The organism is Kocuria sp. 2SI, from assembly GCF_005502825.1.
Classification (GTDB): Bacteria; Actinomycetota; Actinomycetes; order Actinomycetales; family Micrococcaceae; genus Kocuria; species Kocuria palustris.
This window is the reverse complement of record NZ_SCNB01000003.1, coordinates 38322-54919: the sequence shown is the minus strand read 5'-3', so window position 1 is coordinate 54919 and position 16598 is coordinate 38322. Positions and strand designations below refer to the sequence as shown.

The 16598-nt window shown below is 70.8% G+C and carries 17 protein-coding genes; 14 read left to right on the top strand and 3 right to left on the bottom strand.

From position 1 onward, the window contains the following. Window positions 1-43: 43 nt before the first annotated feature. Genes FFS25_RS02520 through proC form a run of 3 tightly spaced genes read left to right on the top strand, consistent with a single transcriptional unit; the run spans window position 44 to window position 2815 of the window. Window positions 44-1030: a Ppx/GppA family phosphatase gene (locus tag FFS25_RS02520; protein WP_137801804.1), complete on the top strand. Its 987-nt coding sequence runs from the start codon at window positions 44-46 to the stop codon at window positions 1028-1030. After that, a complete protein-coding gene (locus tag FFS25_RS02515) occupies window positions 1027-1890 on the top strand; it encodes a sugar phosphate isomerase/epimerase family protein (RefSeq protein ID WP_137801803.1) in 864 nt (287 codons plus the stop codon). Before FFS25_RS02520 ends, FFS25_RS02515 begins: the two co-directional genes overlap by 4 nt. 52 nt (window positions 1891-1942) lie before the next feature. Beyond that, a complete protein-coding gene (proC, locus tag FFS25_RS02510) occupies window positions 1943-2815 on the top strand; it encodes a pyrroline-5-carboxylate reductase (protein ID WP_137801802.1) in 873 nt (290 codons plus the stop codon). Window positions 2816-2887: 72 nt separating this feature from the next. On the opposite strand, the gene FFS25_RS02505 is transcribed toward proC, so the two are convergent. From FFS25_RS02505 to FFS25_RS02495, 3 genes are read right to left on the bottom strand one after another with little or no spacing between them, the layout of a single operon-like run. Next, entirely contained in the window at window positions 2888-3976 is a 1089-nt protein-coding gene (locus tag FFS25_RS02505) for an alpha/beta hydrolase (protein WP_137801801.1), read from the bottom strand. Between the two features lie 39 nt (window positions 3977-4015). Continuing rightward, a complete protein-coding gene (locus FFS25_RS02500; RefSeq protein WP_006213769.1) occupies window positions 4016-4660 on the bottom strand; it encodes a potassium channel family protein in 645 nt (214 codons plus the stop codon). A gap of 28 nt (window positions 4661-4688) precedes the next feature. Then, entirely contained in the window at window positions 4689-6116 is a 1428-nt protein-coding gene (locus tag FFS25_RS02495) for a TrkH family potassium uptake protein (RefSeq protein WP_137801800.1), read from the bottom strand. A gap of 138 nt (window positions 6117-6254) precedes the next feature. On the opposite strand from FFS25_RS02495, the gene FFS25_RS02490 reads away from it, so the two are divergent. From FFS25_RS02490 to ccsB, 11 genes are all read left to right on the top strand, one after another. Beyond that, window positions 6255-7445 (top strand): acetoin utilization protein AcuC, encoded by a 1191-nt coding sequence (locus FFS25_RS02490; RefSeq protein ID WP_171004072.1) that lies wholly within the window; start codon window positions 6255-6257, stop codon window positions 7443-7445. A 51-nt stretch (window positions 7446-7496) separates the two neighbouring features. Then, entirely contained in the window at window positions 7497-8147 is a 651-nt protein-coding gene (locus FFS25_RS13510; RefSeq protein ID WP_212742703.1) for an ArsR/SmtB family transcription factor, read from the top strand. Between the two features lie 136 nt (window positions 8148-8283). Then, window positions 8284-9630 carry an NADP-specific glutamate dehydrogenase gene (gene gdhA / locus FFS25_RS02480; RefSeq protein ID WP_058871856.1) on the top strand — a complete coding sequence of 449 codons (1347 nt, stop codon included), beginning with the start codon at window positions 8284-8286 and terminating at the stop codon, window positions 9628-9630. Between the two features lie 28 nt (window positions 9631-9658). Next, entirely contained in the window at window positions 9659-10669 is a 1011-nt protein-coding gene (locus FFS25_RS02475) for a FadR/GntR family transcriptional regulator (RefSeq protein WP_249933735.1), read from the top strand. A gap of 203 nt (window positions 10670-10872) precedes the next feature. Then, window positions 10873-10971, top strand: a complete 99-nt coding sequence (locus FFS25_RS02470) for a 30S ribosomal protein bS22 (RefSeq protein ID WP_009882927.1) — start codon at window positions 10873-10875, stop codon at window positions 10969-10971. A 144-nt stretch (window positions 10972-11115) separates the two neighbouring features. Beyond that, entirely contained in the window at window positions 11116-11403 is a 288-nt protein-coding gene (locus FFS25_RS02465) for a glutaredoxin family protein (RefSeq protein ID WP_024289862.1), read from the top strand. A gap of 47 nt (window positions 11404-11450) precedes the next feature. Beyond that, window positions 11451-12125 (top strand): histidine phosphatase family protein, encoded by a 675-nt coding sequence (locus tag FFS25_RS02460; protein WP_171004071.1) that lies wholly within the window; start codon window positions 11451-11453, stop codon window positions 12123-12125. A 79-nt stretch (window positions 12126-12204) separates the two neighbouring features. Next, window positions 12205-12867 carry a TlpA family protein disulfide reductase gene (locus FFS25_RS02455; RefSeq protein ID WP_137801799.1) on the top strand — a complete coding sequence of 221 codons (663 nt, stop codon included), beginning with the start codon at window positions 12205-12207 and terminating at the stop codon, window positions 12865-12867. A 10-nt stretch (window positions 12868-12877) separates the two neighbouring features. After that, window positions 12878-13636 carry a cytochrome c biogenesis CcdA family protein gene (locus FFS25_RS02450; protein ID WP_058871900.1) on the top strand — a complete coding sequence of 253 codons (759 nt, stop codon included), beginning with the start codon at window positions 12878-12880 and terminating at the stop codon, window positions 13634-13636. 112 nt (window positions 13637-13748) lie between these two features. Next, complete coding sequence (resB, locus tag FFS25_RS02445) at window positions 13749-15455, top strand: cytochrome c biogenesis protein ResB (protein WP_249933734.1); 1707 nt, start codon at window positions 13749-13751, stop codon at window positions 15453-15455. Continuing rightward, window positions 15452-16564: a c-type cytochrome biogenesis protein CcsB gene (gene ccsB, locus FFS25_RS02440; protein ID WP_058871853.1), complete on the top strand. Its 1113-nt coding sequence runs from the start codon at window positions 15452-15454 to the stop codon at window positions 16562-16564. Before resB ends, ccsB begins: the two co-directional genes overlap by 4 nt. Window positions 16565-16598: the final 34 nt, after the last annotated feature.

Genomic DNA, 16598 nt, shown 5'->3' with positions numbered 1-16598 from the left:
GGCTCCCGCTCGGTCGACCGATCGATCACCTGAAGGAGCCAGCATGCGCCTGGGAGTCCTGGACGTCGGGTCCAACACCGTCCATCTGCTGCTGCTTGACGTCTACCCGGGCTCCCGGCCCGAGGCCTTCGCCGATCACAAGGTCAGCCTGCGCCTGGTCCAGTACCTGGACGAGGCCGGATGCATCTCGGACGAGGGCCGCGATGCGCTGACCGCGTTCGTGATCGAGGCCCGGGACATCGCCGCCGAGCACGAGGCGGAGGATCTGCTGGCGTTCGCGACCTCGGCGATCCGGGAGGCCGGCAACGGCGCCGATGTGCTCGATCACGTGCAGTCGCGCTCCGGGGTCACCCTGACCGAGATCTCCGGGGATCAGGAGGCCGCGGTCACGTTCTCCGCGGTGCGCCGCTGGTCCGGGTGGGGCTCGGGCACGATCCTGGATCTGGACATCGGCGGCGGGTCCTTCGAGATGGCCATCGGCCACGACGGGCTTCCGGCGGCGGCGGTGTCCACGCCCCTGGGCGCCGGGCGCCTCACGCGCAGCTTCCTCACGCAGCACCCGGTGCGGCCCAGCGAGGTCAAGGCCCTGCGCAAGCACGTGCGGCGCACCCTGGAGCCGGCCGTGGAGACGATCCTGGCGCAGGGCGCCCCGGATCTCGTGGTCGGCACGTCCAAGACCTTCCGCTCCCTGGCCCGCATCTGCGGCGCCGCCCCCTCCGGGGCGGGCCAGTTCGTGCGGCGGACCATGCACCTGCAGGACCTGCGGCTGTGGACCCGGCGCATGGAGGCCATGACCGTCCAGGAGCGCTCGGACCTGCCCGGGGTCTCCGTGAACCGCGCCGAGCAGATGCTGGCCGGAGGCATCGCGGCAGAGACGGCCATGGACATGCTCGGGGTCCCGAGCCTGGACATCTGCCCGTGGGCCCTGCGCGAGGGCCTCATCCTGCGGCGCATGGACCGGCTCGGCGCCGATCCCGAGACCGTCCTGAACCCGCCCCACAGCCTGATCGGACGAGAGGCCCACGCATGAGCACCCATGTCGCCATGTCCTCGAGCTGCCTGTTCCTGGGCTCCATGCCCGAGGTCTTCCGCACCGCCAGCGAGCTGGGCTACGACTCGGTGGAGGTGCTGGTCACGCATCAGCGCACCACGCAGCTGACCCACGAGCTGCTCGATGCGGTGCAGACCTACCAGATCCCCATCTCGGCCATCCACGCGCCCACCCTGTTCTTCACCCAGCAGGTCTGGGGCAGGCCGTGGACCAAGATCCAGCTCGCCGCCAAGATGGTCGAGGAGGTCGGTGCCGAGGTGGTCGTGGCGCACCCGCCGTTCGCCTGGCAGCACAAGTACGCCGAGAGCTTCGTGGAGGGCATCCGCGCCGTCGGCGACATGACCGGAGTGAAGATCGCCGTGGAGAACATGTATCCCTGGCGCGTGGGCGGCCGGGAGCTGCAGATGTACCGCCCGCACTGGGACCCGCGCCGCTTCGACTACGAGTGGGTGACCTGGGACTTCTCCCACGCCTCGATCGCCAAGGTCGACTCGCTCGTTGCCGTCCGCGAGCTGCTGCCGCGGCTGGGCCACGTGCACCTCACCGACGGCAACGACGGCGGCACCTCGGACGAGCACCTGGTGCCCGGGCACGGCGAGCAGCCGGTGGCCGAGACCCTGCAGCTGCTGGGCGCCAGCTCCTGGGAGGGCGTCATCGGCGTGGAGATCAACACCCGCGGCGCCGACGACGACGAGGCCCGCGATGCCATGCTCGCCGAGTCCCTCGACTTCGCTCGCACCCACATGGCCCTCGGGGCCGCGCAGTCGGCGGAGGGTGCCGGGGCAGGGCCCGCAGAGCCGACCGAGGGCCCTGAGGGGCGGGGCTCGCACAGCGTCTGAGGCGCCTCCTAGGGTGGATGCCAGAAGCATCCGAGACACGAGAGGACCTCTCATGACCGAGACCGCATCCGCATCGACCGAGCGCTCGAGCGCCGAGCCCGTGATCGCCTTCCTGGGCAGCGGCTCCATGAACGGCGCCATCCTGCGCGGCGTCCTGGCCTCGGGAGTGCCTGCCCGGCGCGTTCGCGCCACCACGCGCTCGCAGGAGTCCCGCGATCGGCTCTCCCAGGAGACCGGCGTGCAGGTCCTGTCCTCGGAGGCGGACGCCGAGGCCAACCGCCGGGCCGTCGAGGGTGCGGACATCGTGATGCTGGGAGTGAAGCCCTACGCGATCCTCGAGCTGTGCGATGACATCCGCCCGGCCCTGGACCCGTCCACCGTCGTCGTGTCCGTGGCTGCCGGGGTGAACATGGCTGCCATGGCCGGGCATCTGCCCGAGGGGCAGCCGATCGTGCGCAGCATGCCCAACACCCCGTCCTCGGTGGGGCACGGCGCGCTGTCCCTGACGGCGGGCGATCACGTCACCGAGGATCAGGCAGCTGCGGTGGAGGAGGTGCTCTCCGCCGTGGGCGTGGTCGTGCAGGTCCCGGAGGAGCAGATCAGCGCCGTCACCGGTGTGTCCGGCTCCGGCCCGGCCTACGTCTTCCTGCTGGCCGAGATGATGCAGAAGGCCGGCGAGCGCCTGGGCCTCGAGGCGCAGACCGCCCGGACCCTGGCCAAGCAGACCGTCTCGGGCGCAGGACGCCTGCTCGAGGCGCCGGACGCCGATCCCGAGGCCCTGCGCAAGGCCGTGACCAGCCCGAACGGCACGACCGAGCGGGCGATCGAGACGTTCCTGGACAGCGGCATCGAGGACCTCGTGGCCCGCGCGGTCCAGGCCTCGGCCGCACGCGGCGACGAGATGGAGCAGGAGTACGCGGACTGAGTCCTGCCCGGAGCCGGTGGATCGGCCTGTGCCCGGCAGATTCCGGGCACAGGCGTCTGCGGGCCCGACGACTCAGCCGGCGCGGTCGAAGTGCTCCTGCAGCTGCGGGGACACCGAGCGCAGCGCCATCGACCAGCACGTCCATTCGTGCCCGGCCGAGCAGGTGCCTGCGGGCATGGGCGCGCCGTCTTCGATCATCTGCTCGTAGGTGCTCGTGCTCACCCGCGCCCCGGACGACTCCGCGCTGGTCTCGAAGGCCGCGGTGGTCTTCTGCAGCTGGGCCTCGAACTCCTCGCCGGAGCCGGAGTACAGCCAGATCGGCATGCCGGACAGCGGCTGCGTGTGCCGGGACGGGTCGTGGGACTCCCAGTCGGCGCGGGTGGTGCGCTGTCCGTCGCCGAAGAGGTCCGAGCCCTCGCCTGTGGCCGCCTCGGCCTCGCCCAGCAGCAGCTTCCGATCGGCGGTCGCGTCGAAGCTGAGCAGCCCGGACATCGACACCGCGGCGCCGAAGAGATCGGGGCGGTCCTCGGCGTAGGCCATGGCGCCGTAGCCGCCGGCGGAGGCGCCCACGACCGCTCGCCCTTCCGGGGACGCGATCGTGGGATAGCGCTGATCCACCCACGGGAGCACCTCCTCGAGATGGTGCGTGCGCCAGCCCTGCGGCTGCGAGGTGGGTCCGGTCCAGTCGGTGTACCAGCCGTACGCGCCGTCATCGAGGGCCACGGTGATCGCCTGCAGATCCCCCAGGGAGTCCTCCAGGGCGGCGCGGTCGTACCAGTCCCGAGAGGAGGCCCCGGCGTCGGTGCCCGTCAGCAGGTAGACCACGGGGTAGTCGCGCGTCTCGTCGTAGTCCCGGGGAAGGGTCACGACCGCCGAGGGGCCGTCCTGGGTCTGCTCGGCCGGCACCAGCTCGGAGGAGAGCCGGTAGCGGGTCGTCCGGTCGGAGAGCCGCTGCTCCTCCAGGATCTCGGGCATCCCGGGCTCGGGAAGCGCCGCTGCGGGCTGGGCGGTCTCTCCCGGAGACGGGAAGCGCGCCTGACAGCAGTTGCGCAGACGGTCCTGCCGGATGAGCATGCCCGCGGTGACCGCCACGGCCAGCACGAGGACGATCGCCGCAGCCGTCAGGAGGCGTCGTCTTCCGATGCGCCGTCGTTCGCCCATGCCGGGCTCCTCTCGGTTCGCGGTGTCGCGCCACCTGGCTCAGGGCCGGGCGGCGAAGCGCTCGATGAGCTCCACGTGCCCGGCCACGATCAGGGTGTCGCGCGCGGTCACGGTGGTGTCGGGGGTGGCGTAGCTGAAGTCGTCTCCCGGCGCCTTCACGCCCACGACCGTCACGCCGTACTTGGCGCGCACATCCGCCTGGGCCAGCGTGAATCCCTGGGTCTCGCGCGGCGGGTGCATCTTGACGATCGCGAAGTCGTCGTCGAACTCCATGTAGTCCAGCAGGCGCCCCGAGACCAGGTGGGCGGTGCGCCGTCCGGCATCGGCCTCCGGGAAGATCACGTGGTGGGCGCCGATGCGGGAGAGGATCTTGCCGTGGGCCTTGGAGATCGCCTTGGCCCAGATCCTGCCCACGCCCAGGTCCACCAGGTTCGCCGTGATCAGCACGGAGGACTCGATCGACGTGCCCACGCCCACGACCGCCTGCGTGAACTCGGCGGCGCCCAGCTGGCGCAGGGCGTCGATGTCCGTGGCCTCGGCCTGCACCACGTGCGTGAGCTGGCCGGCGAGCTTCTGCACGAGGGTGTGGTCGCGCTCCACGCCCATGACCTCTCGGCCCTGGGAGGCCAGCTGCAGGGCGGTGGCGGTGCCGAAGCGGCCCATGCCGATGACCAGCACGGGCACGGCATGGCTTCTGCCGCGGTGGCGATGCTCACCCAATGATCAGCCTCTCCTCGGGGTACTGGTACAGGCGCTGGCTCGATCGCAGCGCCAGGGCAGTGGCCACGGTAGTCGTGCCGATGCGCCCGATGAACATCACCACGATCAGCACCGCCTTGCCGGCCGCGCCCATCTCCCCGGAGAGCCCTACCGACAGCCCGCAGGTGGCGTAGGCGGAGACGACCTCGAAGAGCACCCGCTCCAGCGGCTCGCCGGTCAGCACGAGCAGGATCCCGACAGCTGTCAGCACGATCGTGGCGCTCATGGCGATCACGGAGATGGCGATGCGCAGCACGCCGTCGGGGATGGTGCGATGGAAGGCGAGGACGGCCTGATCGCCGCGGGCCTCCGCCAGGATCGCGAGTACGACGACGGCGAAGGTCGTGACCTTGATGCCGCCGCCGGTCGAGGCCGGCGCACCTCCGGCGAACATCAGGGCGTCGGTGAGCAGCAGCGTGACGGGCTGCAGATCCGCCATCTCCACGATGTTGAAGCCGCCGGAGCGCATCATGACGGAGGCGAAGAAGCCGTTGAAGATCTTCTGCCCCGGGGACTCGTCGCCGATCGAGGCCGGATTCGTCCATTCCAGCCCGGCCCACAGGACCCAGCCCAGCAGCATCAGGCCGAGCGTCGTGACCACGGTGACCTTGGTGTTGAGGTTCCACCGCGAGAACCGCAGCCAGCCGACCTGGCGCAGCACCAGGATGACGGGGAAGCCCAGCGAGCCGATCAGCACGCCCATGCTGATCGGGAACAGGATCAGCCACACGTGCACGGAGTCGGTGAAGTAGGGCACCAGGCCGTCGGAGTGCGGAGTGAAGCCTCCGTTGTTGAAGGCGGACACGGAGTAGAAGATGCCGTGCCACAGAGCCGTGTGCATGGGCTCGCCGGCCACCAGGAACCCGATCGTGAGGATCAGCGCCAGCGACCCCTCGATGACGATCGAGGTCGCGGCCACGGTGCGCAGCAGCGAGCCGACCTCGCCCAGGCGCCCGACGTTCATGGCGTTCTGCGTGACCAGCTTGGAGCGCAGGCCGAGCTTGCGCCCGATCGCCAGTGCCAGCAGCGATGTCATGGTCAGGGTGCCCAGACCGCCGATCTGCACGGCGACCAGGATGATCAGCTGGCCCGTGAAGGACCAGTGATCGGCGGTGGGCACGACGGTCAGCCCCGTCACGGTCACGGCGGAGGCGGCGGTGAAGGCGGCGTCGACGAAGGTGGTGGAGCGCCCTGCGTGGGAGGACCACGGCAGCCACAGCAGCAGGGTGAACAGCCCGGCCACGCCGACGAAGACCAGCACGGCCAGGCGGGCCGGGGAGGACTGGGCCACGCGGTCGAGCAGATCGCGCAGCCCGCCCAGCTGATCGCGCAGCCGACGGGTCTCGGTCTGGGGCGGAGAAGCCCCGAGGGTGGCACGCACCGTGGAGCCTCCAGGATCATCTCGGCGGGGCGGGATCCGGCTCGGATCCACGCACAGTATGGACCTCTTGGTGCCCGGTTGGCGTCGTGTGCCGCCGTCGGCTCCCGACCGAGTCGCCCGGAGTGTTCTAATGAGTCTGTGACGCAGACGACACCCACCGCTCTGTTCTGGAGCCCGCAGCTGCTCCAGTACGACTTCGGCGACTACCACCCCATGCACCCGTCGCGACTGGACGCCACCTGGCGGATGGTCCGGGAGTTCGGGCTGGATTCCCGTCCCGGTGTCGCCGTCCAGGTGCCGGAGGCCGCACAGGACTCCGAGCTGGGACTGGCGCACACGGCCGAGTACATCCGGGCGGTGCGCGCCGTGAGCGATGACCCCGGCAAGGAGATCGCCGAATGCGGCCTCGGCACCGAGGACACCCCCGGATACGCGGGCATCCACGAGGCCTCCGCCCGGCTGGCCGGCGGCACGCTGCAGGCGGCCCAGGCCCTGCTCGACGGCTCTGCCGTGCGCGCCGTGAACTTCAGCGGCGGCATGCACCACGCCTTCGCGGACAGGGCCAGCGGCTTCTGCGTCTACAACGACTGCGCCGTGGGCATCCATCGCCTCCTGGAGGGCGGGGTCTCCCGCGTGCTCTACCTGGACGTGGACGGCCACCACGGCGACGGCACCCAGTCGATCTTCTGGGACGATCCCCGCGTCATGACGATCTCCCTGCACGAGACCGGCGCGGCGCTGTTCCCCGGCACGGGCTTCGCCACGGAGCTGGGAGGGGAGCAGGCCGAGGGCACCGCGGTGAACATCGCCCTGCCGCCCATGAGCGACGACGCCCAGTGGCTGCGCGCCTACTTCGCGGTCGTGCCGCAGCTGATCGAGCAGTTCCGCCCCGAGGCGATCGTCTCCCAGCACGGCTGCGACTCCCACTTCAGGGACCAGCTCACCCACCTGCGCGTGAGCGTCGACGCCCAGCGCGAGATCATGATGGATGTGGCCCGGCAGGCGGATCGCTGGTGCGAGGGCCGCTGGATCGCCACCGGGGGAGGCGGCTACGACTGCTACGACGCCGTGCCCCGGTCCTGGACGCACCTGGTCGCGGTGGCCACCGGAGATCCGATCGGACTGGCCCGCCCCGTTCCCGAGGCGTGGCGCGAGCACATCCGCGAGGCCTACGGCACCGACCCCCACCCCTCGATGGGCGATGACGTCGATCTGTGGTGGCGCTCGTGGGAGGTCGGCTTCGACCCCGACGACCCCACGGACCGGGTTGTCATGGCCACGCGGCGGGCTGTGTTCCCGCTGTGGGGCCTGGACCCCTGGTACGACTGACCGGCCGCGCGCTGGCCTGCTCTCGGGTCCTCGCCCGGTAGGATCCCTGGAATGACTCAGGACGTCTTCACCGCTCTGGCCGACCCCACGCGACGCGCTCTGCTGGAGGAGCTCAGCATCGGCGAGCGGGCAGTCGGGGAGCTCGTCGCCGCGGTGGAGGCCTCCCAGCCGACCGTCTCCAAGCACCTGCGCGTGCTGCGGGAGTCCGGATTGGTGCATCAGCGCGCCGTGGGCCAGAAGCGCTTCTACCGCATCGAGGCCGAGCCCCTGCTGGAGACCGCCGAGGCCCTGCGCGAGCTGGTCGGCAGGCAGCACCGGGAGACGGCATCGAGCGCGTCACCGGTCGAGACGGCCGAGCCGCTCGAGCCGGCGCAGAGCACCGAGCCCGTGCGGATCGTGAGCCAGGAGGCGCCCGAGCCCCAGGAGGGCGCGCAGCCGGCGGCACCCGCTGAGCAGACGCCCGTCGAGCAGCGCAGTCCCGCCGCGCAGCAGGCTCGCTTCCCGCAGCAGCCGGCCGCCTCCGCCGACGAGGCCGTCGTCGGGGAGGCCGCCCTGGCCGCTGCGCCGGCCGCATCAGCTGCCCAGGAGGCGGCGCCGCAGCGCCTGGACCCGCTCAGCGCGGTGCAGGACGGGCAGTCCCCGGCTCGCGGGCGCGGCGTGAGCGGGCTGGTCTCCTCGGTGCTACGCAGGCGTCGCCGCTGATCGCAGCGGTCCCGGGGATGCCGGCCGCCGCATGTTTTCCGCGGCAACCGAGCGCACTGGTCGCCACGGGCGCGCTGCGTCTGCCAGACTCGCCTCTGGTCGGGACGAGGGTCCCGTTTCCGGAGAGGAGCACATCGTGCACGAGAAGCTGCAGCCGGTCCGCGAGACCGTCATCGCCCGCAACCCGGGCGAGAAGGAGTTCATCCAGGCGGTCGACGAGGTCTTCGAATCGCTGGGGCCTGTGGTCGCACGTCGCCCGGAGCTGCTCGACGCCGCCATCCTCGAGCGCATCTGCGAGCCCGAGCGCCAGATCATCTTCCGCGTGCCGTGGGTCGACGACCAGGGGCGCACCCAGATCAACCGCGGCTTCCGCGTCGAGTTCAACTCCGCCCTGGGCCCGTACAAGGGCGGCCTGCGCTTCCACCCGTCGGTCTACCTCGGCATCGTCAAGTTCCTGGGCTTCGAGCAGATCTTCAAGAACTCGCTGACCGGCATGCCCATCGGCGGCGGCAAGGGCGGCGCTGACTTCAACCCGTCGGGCCGCTCCGACGGCGAGGTCATGCGCTTCTGCCAGTCGTTCATGACCGAGCTCTACCGCCACATCGGCGAGTACACCGACGTCCCTGCCGGTGACATCGGCGTGGGCGGCCGCGAGATCGGCTACCTGTTCGGGCAGTACAAGCGGATCACCAACCGCTACGAGTCCGGCGTCCTGACCGGCAAGGGCCTGTCCTGGGGCGGCTCCCTGGTGCGCACCGAGGCCACCGGCTACGGCACCGTCGAGTTCGCCCGCCAGATGCTCAAGACGAAGGGCGACGACTTCGACGGCAAGACCGTCTCTGTCTCCGGTTCGGGCAACGTGGCGATCTACGCGATCCAGCTCGCCCAGAGCCTGGGCGCCAAGGTCGTCACCGCCTCGGATTCCAGCGGCTTCGTCCACGACCCGGACGGCATCGATCTGGACATCCTGCGCGAGGTCAAGGAGGTCGAGCGCGGGCGCATCAACGACTACGTCCAGCGCCGCGGCGGCCAGGCCCGGTTCACCGAGGTCGGCAAGGCCTCGCTGTGGCAGGTGCCGACGCAGGTCGCCCTGCCCTGCGCCACGCAGAACGAGCTCAACGGCGCGGATGCCCGCAAGCTCGTGGAGAACGGCGTGCTGGCCGTGGCCGAGGGCGCCAACATGCCCACCACGACCGACGGCGTGCACATCTTCCAGGAGGCGGACGTGCTCTTCGCCCCGGGCAAGGCGGCCAACGCCGGCGGCGTGGCAACCTCCGCCCTGGAGATGCAGCAGAACGCCTCGCGCGACTCGTGGACCTTCGACTACACCTCGACCCGCCTGACCGAGATCATGAAGGGCATCCACGACACCTGCGCGGCCCACGCCGACGAGTACGGCCAGCCGGGCAACTACGTCGCGGGCGCCAACATCGCCGGTTTCATCAAGGTCGCCGACGCCATGCTGGCCCAGGGCGTCATCTGAGCAGGCAGGATGAACGTAGGCTGAGCACATGGCAACACATCGACGAGTCCTCCAATGGCTGGAGAACGAGCTCTTCGACGGGAACCTGGTCCTCGGACAGCAGCTCCCGTCGGACAAGGACCTCGCGGCGATCCTCGGCGTGAGCCGCGGGACCATGCGCGAGGCCCTCAAGATCCTCGAGGCGCAGGGCGTCCTGCGGCTCTACGAGGGGAGCCGCAAGTCGATCCTGCCCATGCTCGTGCGCGAACCGGCCTCCTCGGTAGGACCCGCGCTGCAGCTGCACATGGCCACAGCGGCATATCCGCTGAGGGACATCGTGCAGACGCGGGTCCTGCTCGAGACCTGGGCGCTGCGCAGCTCGGACTACCGCAGCCCGGCCATGCCGGAGCTGCGAGCGATCCTGCGGGGGATGGCACGCGATGACATCTCCCTCAAGGAGTTCCACCACCACTACGTGAGCTTCCACATCGCCCTGGTGAAGACGGCGGGCAACACCCTCGTCGCCTCGCTGATGTCGGCGCTGCGGGATTCCATCTACGAGTACACGATGGCGCTGGTGGGCCATGTGCCCCTGTGGTCCAAGACCGTGGACCGCATCCGGGCCGAGCACCAGGCGATCTTCTCGGCGGTGCTCGCCGGGGACCGCAACCTGGCCGCCCGGCTGGTCGAAGAGCACATCGAGTACCAGTACGTCGAGGCCGGAGTGGATCCCGATCGCGGCACGCGCGGTCCCGAGTCCGTGTCCACGGGGCTGATCCCCGGGCCCACGGCCTCGGGCCGGGTCTGGGCCTCGGAGGACGAGGGCCAGGAGCCGGGCCGCGCGTCGTCGCGGGCCGGGGGACTGGTCCAGGCGGCGGCCGCCGGTCGCGGGGCCTCGCACGACGGCCCCGTCAAGGAGGCCGCCACCGGCGCCATGCCGGCTGCGCCGCATGCCGAGGGCGGCAGCGCCGAGCAGAACCAGGCGGGCGGCTCGCCGAGCGCCGCTCCGGCAGCGCAGGATTCCCGGTCCGCCGAGGACTCGGAGTCCACCGGCGGCTGAGGGCGTCGGCCCCGGCGGAATACCACCCTGCGGGGCATAGCAGGTAGACTTCCGGGGAACGAATTCTCGACTGGGCGGGTCATGCCCGCCTCGTCGTCACCCGGTCGCGCACCGGAACGGCCGTCGCGCCAGACGTGCCGGGCAGCAGCGCGCCGACGCGCCGCGCCGGTTCGGACCAACGAAACGTGAAGTGAGGGAAGCCCATGGGCTCTGTGATCAAGAAGCGCCGCAAGCGCATGTCCAAGAAGAAGCACCGCAAGCAGCTGCGCAAGACCCGCCACCAGCGTCGCAACAAGAAGTGACCTGCTGGCAGTGAGCCGACAGGGGCCCCGCTCTCGCGAGCGGGGCCCCTCGGCATGTGCGCGGCAGCAGCCTCGCATGACGCCGCGTTGCCGGCCGCGCGGCCTCGTGGAGGGGGCGCGGCGCCCTCGTCATAGGATCGGACGATGACCGAGCAGACCCCGGGGCAGATCGACCTCTCCGTGCCGCCGCTGCGGCTGATCACCCGTCAGGGGTGCCACCTGTGCCAGGCGGCCCGCGACACCGTCGCCGCCGCAGCCCAGCGCCACGGCCTGGAGTGGGCCGAGACCGACATCATGCAGCTGCCGGAGTCCGAGCAGACGCAGCGCTGGCAGATCGAGGTCCCCGTGCTGCTGATCGACGGCCGGCAGCGCGACTTCTGGCAGATCGACCCGCGCAGGCTCGAGCGCCTGCTCGTCCGGCGCGGGGCCTGAGCGGGCTCGATTCGACCCCTGTGCCCGGGTCTGGGATGATGGCCCCCATGTCCTCAGCGATCGTCCATCTGCTGCGTCACGGCCAGGTCCACAATCCGGACCGGATCGTGTACGGCCGCCTGCGCGAGTTCCGCCTGGCCGAGCGCGGCCAGGAGATGGCCCGGGTCGCCGCCCAGTCGCTGGCCCAGCGACGCGACGAGCAGGGCGCGCGGATCGTGCACCTGGTGGCCTCGCCGCTGCTGCGCACCCGCCAGACGGCGCAGCCGGTGGCCGAGGCCCTCGATCTGCAGATCCACCCGGATGAGCGCGTGATCGAGCCCTGGAACCACTTCGAGGGCCTCCACGTGGATGCCGCCGAGCTGGCCAAGCCGGTGCACTGGCCGCACCTGATCGACCCGCTGCGCCCGTCGTGGGGCGAGCCGTACCGCAGCATCGTGGCGCGCATGGCCGAGGCGGCGCTGGCGGCGGGGCGCCGGGCCGTGGAGATCGGCGGCGACGGCGCGGAGGCCGTGATCGCCTCCCACCAGCTGCCGATCTGGCTGACCCGCCTCTCGGCCGAGGGCCGCCGCCTGCCGCATGACCCCCGCAAGCGGCAGTGCAACCTGGGGTCGCTGACCTCCCTGCACTTCACTGACCTCGACTCCGGGCGCCGACCCGCAGTGACCTATGCGGAGCCGTCGGCGCACCTCTACTCAGGGGTCAACCAGCTTCCCGGGTCATGATGGCCCGCGCCTACGCGGGCCCCTCCGCACAGCCCGCGCCCCTCGTCCGTTCCGAACCCCATCCTCAGGTGAGCGCATCGTGATCCGTCCTCCCCGCACTGCCCGCCCGCACGTCGACAGCGCCGCTGGCGCGGCCGAGGACGCCCGGGTCCGCCCCACGCGCCGCGCGCTGCTGGGCCTGGGCGGAGCCGGCTTGGGGGCCCTGGTGCTCTCCGCCTGCTCGGCCAAGGAGGACGACCTCGCGCAGCAGGCCAACGCCGGCGGGGACACCGGATACATCGCCGGGGACGGCTCCGTGAGCGAGTACCCCGAGGAGGACCGCTCCGATCCGGTGGACTTCGAGGGCGCGCTGTTCGACGGCACCGAGGTCACCGGCGAGCAGCTGCGCGGGAACCCCGTGCTGCTGAACTTCTGGTACGCCGGCTGCGCTCCCTGTCGCAAGGAGGCCCCGGACCTGGTCGAGCTCGCCCACGACTTCGAGGACCGTGTCGCGTTCTACGGCGTGAACGTGCGCGACGAGCAGGCCACCGCGGAGGCCTTCGAGCGCACCTTCGAGATCCCGTACCCGTCGTTCGAGGACCGCGACGGAGGCGTGCTGCTGGATCTGTCCAAGCACGTCCCGCCGCAGGCCGTGCCGACCACCCTGGTGCTCGACTCCCAGGGGCGTGTGGCCGCCCGGATCCTGGGCATCGCCGACCCCTCGATCCTGCGCACCGTCCTCGACGACGTCACGTCGGCCTGAGGTGCTCGTGATCGACGGCAATCCCTTCGCCGAGACCGTCCTGGACGGATCGCTGCTGGCCGCGCTGCCGGTGGCGGCGCTGGCGGGGCTGGTCTCCTTCGCCTCGCCCTGCGTCCTGCCGCTCGTGCCGGGCTACCTGGGCTACGTCACCGGGCTGACCGGGATCGACCTGCAGAAGCAGAAGCGCGGGCGGATGCTCGCGGGGATCGGGCTGTTCGTGCTCGGATTCACCCTGGTCTTCCTGCTGATGTCGGTCGTGCTCGCGCAGCTGGGGGCGCTGCCGTGGCTGCGCGGGCAGAGCTGGGTCATGATCGTGCTCGGGGCGCTCGTGATCGTCATGGGGCTCGTGTTCATGGGCGGGATCGGTGCGCTGCAGCGCGAGCGGAAGATCGAGCGGCGCCCGCCGCCCGGGCTGTGGGGCGCTCCGCTGCTGGGCATCACGTTCGGACTGGGCTGGGCCCCGTGCATCGGCCCCACGTTCGCGGCGGTGCAGGCCCTGGCCTACAGCGGCGGCTCCTCGGTGGGCAAGGCTGCTCTGCTGACCGTCGTGTACTCCCTGGGCATGGGCATCCCGTTCCTGATCGCGGCCCTGGCGCTGCGCCGCGGCATGGGCGCCCTGGACTTCTTCAAGCGGCACCGGGTGGCCCTGCAGCGCTTCGGCGGCCTGATGCTCGTGGTGATCGGAGTGCTGATGGTCAGCGGCGTGTGGACGGCCTTCGTCTCGTGGATCCAGTCGGAGCTGGTCCAGGACTTCGTGCCGGTGATCTGAGGCGGACATGAACAGCGCACAGGACGGTGCCTCGGCTCCCGCACAGGAGCACGGCGCAGGCATGCAAGAGCACAAGGGGGCGCGCGGCGCCCGCAGCGATCGAGGGAGCACAGTGAGCACAGCGCAGAAGGACCCCGGGGGAGGCTCGAGCCAGGACGTGGCCGTCCCTGCGCTGGGGCCCCTCGGGATGCTGCGCTGGGCCTGGGCGCAGCTGACCAAGATGAACACGGCGCTGTTCCTGCTGCTGATGCTGGCGGTGGCCGCTGTGCCGGGCTCGATCTTCCCGCAGCGCGTGCAGGATGTCGGTGCGGTCAACGACTACATCGCCTCCAACCCGCGCCTGGGCCCGGTCCTGGATGCGCTGCAGATGTTCGACGTCTTCTCCTCGGTCTGGTTCGCGGCCATCTACCTCCTGCTGTTCATCTCGCTCGTGGGCTGCGTGCTGCCGCGCGCCCGCAAGCACTGGCAGGCCTGGCGCGCCCAGCCCCCGCGCACGCCGCGCCGGTTCACCCGGCTGCCCGTGCACCGCAGCCTGCGCATCGGCGGGGCCGAGGGCAGCGAGGTGCCCACGGCTGCGGAGCTGGTCGAGCGCAGCGCTGCCCTGCTGAGCAAGCGCGGCTACCGCGTGCACCTGCGCGACATGGACACCGAGGCGCCATCGGTGGGTGCTGAGCGCGGCATGTGGAAGGAGGTCGGCAACATCCTCTTCCACGTGGCCCTGCTCGGGATCCTGATCTTCATGGCCTTCGGCGCGATGTTCGGCTTCAAGGGCCAGAAGATCCTCACGGTGGGGGAGACCTTCGCGAACTCGCTGATCAGCTACGACTCGTTCAGCCCGGGCTCGAACTTCGACGCCGACTGGCTGGCCCCGTTCACGCTGACGGTGGACGACTTCGACATCGACTACAACCGCGACACCGAGGACCCCGGCAGCTACGGTCAGCCGCTGGGCTTCGACGCCGACGTCACCGTCCAGGACGGACCCGACGCCGAGCCGCGCCAGGAGAAGCTGTCGACCAATCAGCCGGTCTCCTCGAACGGCGTGCGCTCGTACCTGATCGGCAACGGCTACGCCCCGTCGGTGCGCGTCACCGACGGCGACGGCGATGTCGCCTACGAGGGCCCCGTCATCACCGTCCCCGAGGATCTGACGAACATCTCGGCCTTCACGCTCAAGGTCCCGGACGCCCAGCCGGAGCAGCTCGGCTTCACGGGCACGTTCCTGCCGACCGCCTATCTCGACGAGGACTCGGGCCAGCTGACCTCGATCGATCCGGACCTCGGCAACCCCGCGCTCGTGCTCTCGCTCTACTCCGGGGACCTCGGACTCGACAGCGGCACGCCGCAGAACGTGTACGTCTTGGACGTCGAGGGCCTCAAGGAGGAGGCATCCGCGGCCACCCCGGAGGGCCCTCTGGTGCTCTCGGAGGCCAGCCCCAAGGCCGAGCTGCCGAACGGGCTGGGAGAGATCGAGTACCTGGGCACCGAGCGCTACGTCGGACTGGATGTGAACTATGATCCGGGCACGGCGGGAGTCTTCGTCTCGTTCCTCCTGGCCTTCGCCGGGCTGATCATGTCGCTGTTCATCGTGCGGCGCCGAGCCTGGGTGCGCGTGCGCACCGAGCAGACCCCGGAGGGGCCGCGCGCGGTCCTGGAGTACGCTCTGCTGGCCCGCGGGGAGGACCCGCGGCTGGAGTCCGAGGACGAGGCGCTGCACGAGCTGTTCAGCGGTGAATGGGAGCACATCGGCGTCGCAGACGATGTCGATGAGGATGCGGAGGCGCCCGGCGCCTCGAAGGTGGGAGGATCACGAGCATGAGCACTGAAGTGAACACGGCGCTGGGGACCTGGTCGGAGCTGTTCATGCTCCTGGCCGCCCTGGTCTACCTCTGCGTCTTCATCTGCTTCGCCTGGGACATGGCCTCGCATTCGAAGACCCTGGGCGAGGCCGAGAAGCGCACGGCCACCCGCAGCACCTCCCGCAGCCGCGAGCTCGTGGGCGCCGCCGGCGGGTCGTCGCCCGCCTCCGCGACGGAGCACTCGGAGGCCGACGAGCGCGATGAGCGCAACGACTCCGGGGCGGGCAGCCGCGCCGGCAGCCGTCGGGGCGCCTCCGAGAAGCTCGAGGGGCAGGTCGCCGACCCCCGCATGGGCTACGGGACCTCCGAGCGCCGTCCGGCCGCGCGTGCCGCGATCGTGCTCATGGTGATGGCCTTTGCCATCCACGTGGTGGCCGTGGTGACCCGCTCGATCGCCGCCCAGCGCGTGCCGTGGGGCAACATGTACGAGTTCTCGACCACGTCAGCCCTGATCATCGCGGGGATCTACCTGATCATGCTGATCCGCCGCGACCTGCGCTTCGTGGGCGTGATGATCTCCGGTCTGGTCACTCTGCTGCTGACCATGGCCACGATCGCCCATCCCACGCCCGTCTCGCCCCTGCAGCCGGTGCTGCAGTCCTACTGGCTGATCATCCACGTCTCGATCGCGGTGGCCTCCTCGGCGATCTTCGCGGTCACCTTCGCCATGTCGGTCCTGCAGCTCATCCAGGATCGCCGCGAGCGGCGCATCCTCGCCGGCGGCGATCCGGGCTGGGCCTTCATGCGCTCGGTGCCCTCGGCCAAGACGCTGGAGAACTTCGCCTACCGCCTCAACAGCGTGGGCTTCGTGTTCTGGACCTTCACTCTCGCCGCCGGTGCGATCTGGGCCCGGGACTCCTGGGGCCGCTACTGGGGCTGGGATCCCAAGGAGGTGTGGACCTTCGTGATCTGGGTGGTCTACGCCGCCTACCTCCACGCCCGCGCTACCCGCGGCTGGACCGGAACCCGCTCGGCCTGGTTGTCGATCGCCGGCTTCCTGTGCGTGCTGTTCAACTACTTCATCGTGAACACCCTCTTCGAGGGCCTGCACTCCTACTCGGGGCTGTGAGCCGGCTTCCGGCTCCGGCCGCTTCCTGAGACCG

What these genes read in the sequence shown, in the direction of transcription:
- FFS25_RS02470 (WP_009882927.1), top strand. Translation starts at nt 10,873, where the DNA reads ATGGGCTCTGTGATCAAGAAGCGCCGCAAGCGCATGTCCAAGAAGAAG.
- FFS25_RS13510 (WP_212742703.1), top strand. Translation starts at nt 7,497, where the DNA reads ATGACTCAGGACGTCTTCACCGCTCTGGCCGACCCCACGCGACGCGCT.
- FFS25_RS02475 (WP_249933735.1), top strand. Translation starts at nt 9,659, where the DNA reads ATGGCAACACATCGACGAGTCCTCCAATGGCTGGAGAACGAGCTCTTC.
- FFS25_RS02465 (WP_024289862.1), top strand. Translation starts at nt 11,116, where the DNA reads ATGACCGAGCAGACCCCGGGGCAGATCGACCTCTCCGTGCCGCCGCTG.
- proC (WP_137801802.1), top strand. Translation starts at nt 1,943, where the DNA reads ATGACCGAGACCGCATCCGCATCGACCGAGCGCTCGAGCGCCGAGCCC.
- ccsB (WP_058871853.1), top strand. Translation starts at nt 15,452, where the DNA reads ATGAGCACTGAAGTGAACACGGCGCTGGGGACCTGGTCGGAGCTGTTC.
- FFS25_RS02515 (WP_137801803.1), top strand. Translation starts at nt 1,027, where the DNA reads ATGAGCACCCATGTCGCCATGTCCTCGAGCTGCCTGTTCCTGGGCTCC.
- FFS25_RS02520 (WP_137801804.1), top strand. Translation starts at nt 44, where the DNA reads ATGCGCCTGGGAGTCCTGGACGTCGGGTCCAACACCGTCCATCTGCTG.
- FFS25_RS02460 (WP_171004071.1), top strand. Translation starts at nt 11,451, where the DNA reads ATGTCCTCAGCGATCGTCCATCTGCTGCGTCACGGCCAGGTCCACAAT.
- FFS25_RS02505 (WP_137801801.1), bottom strand. Translation starts at nt 3,976, where the DNA reads ATGGGCGAACGACGGCGCATCGGAAGACGACGCCTCCTGACGGCTGCG.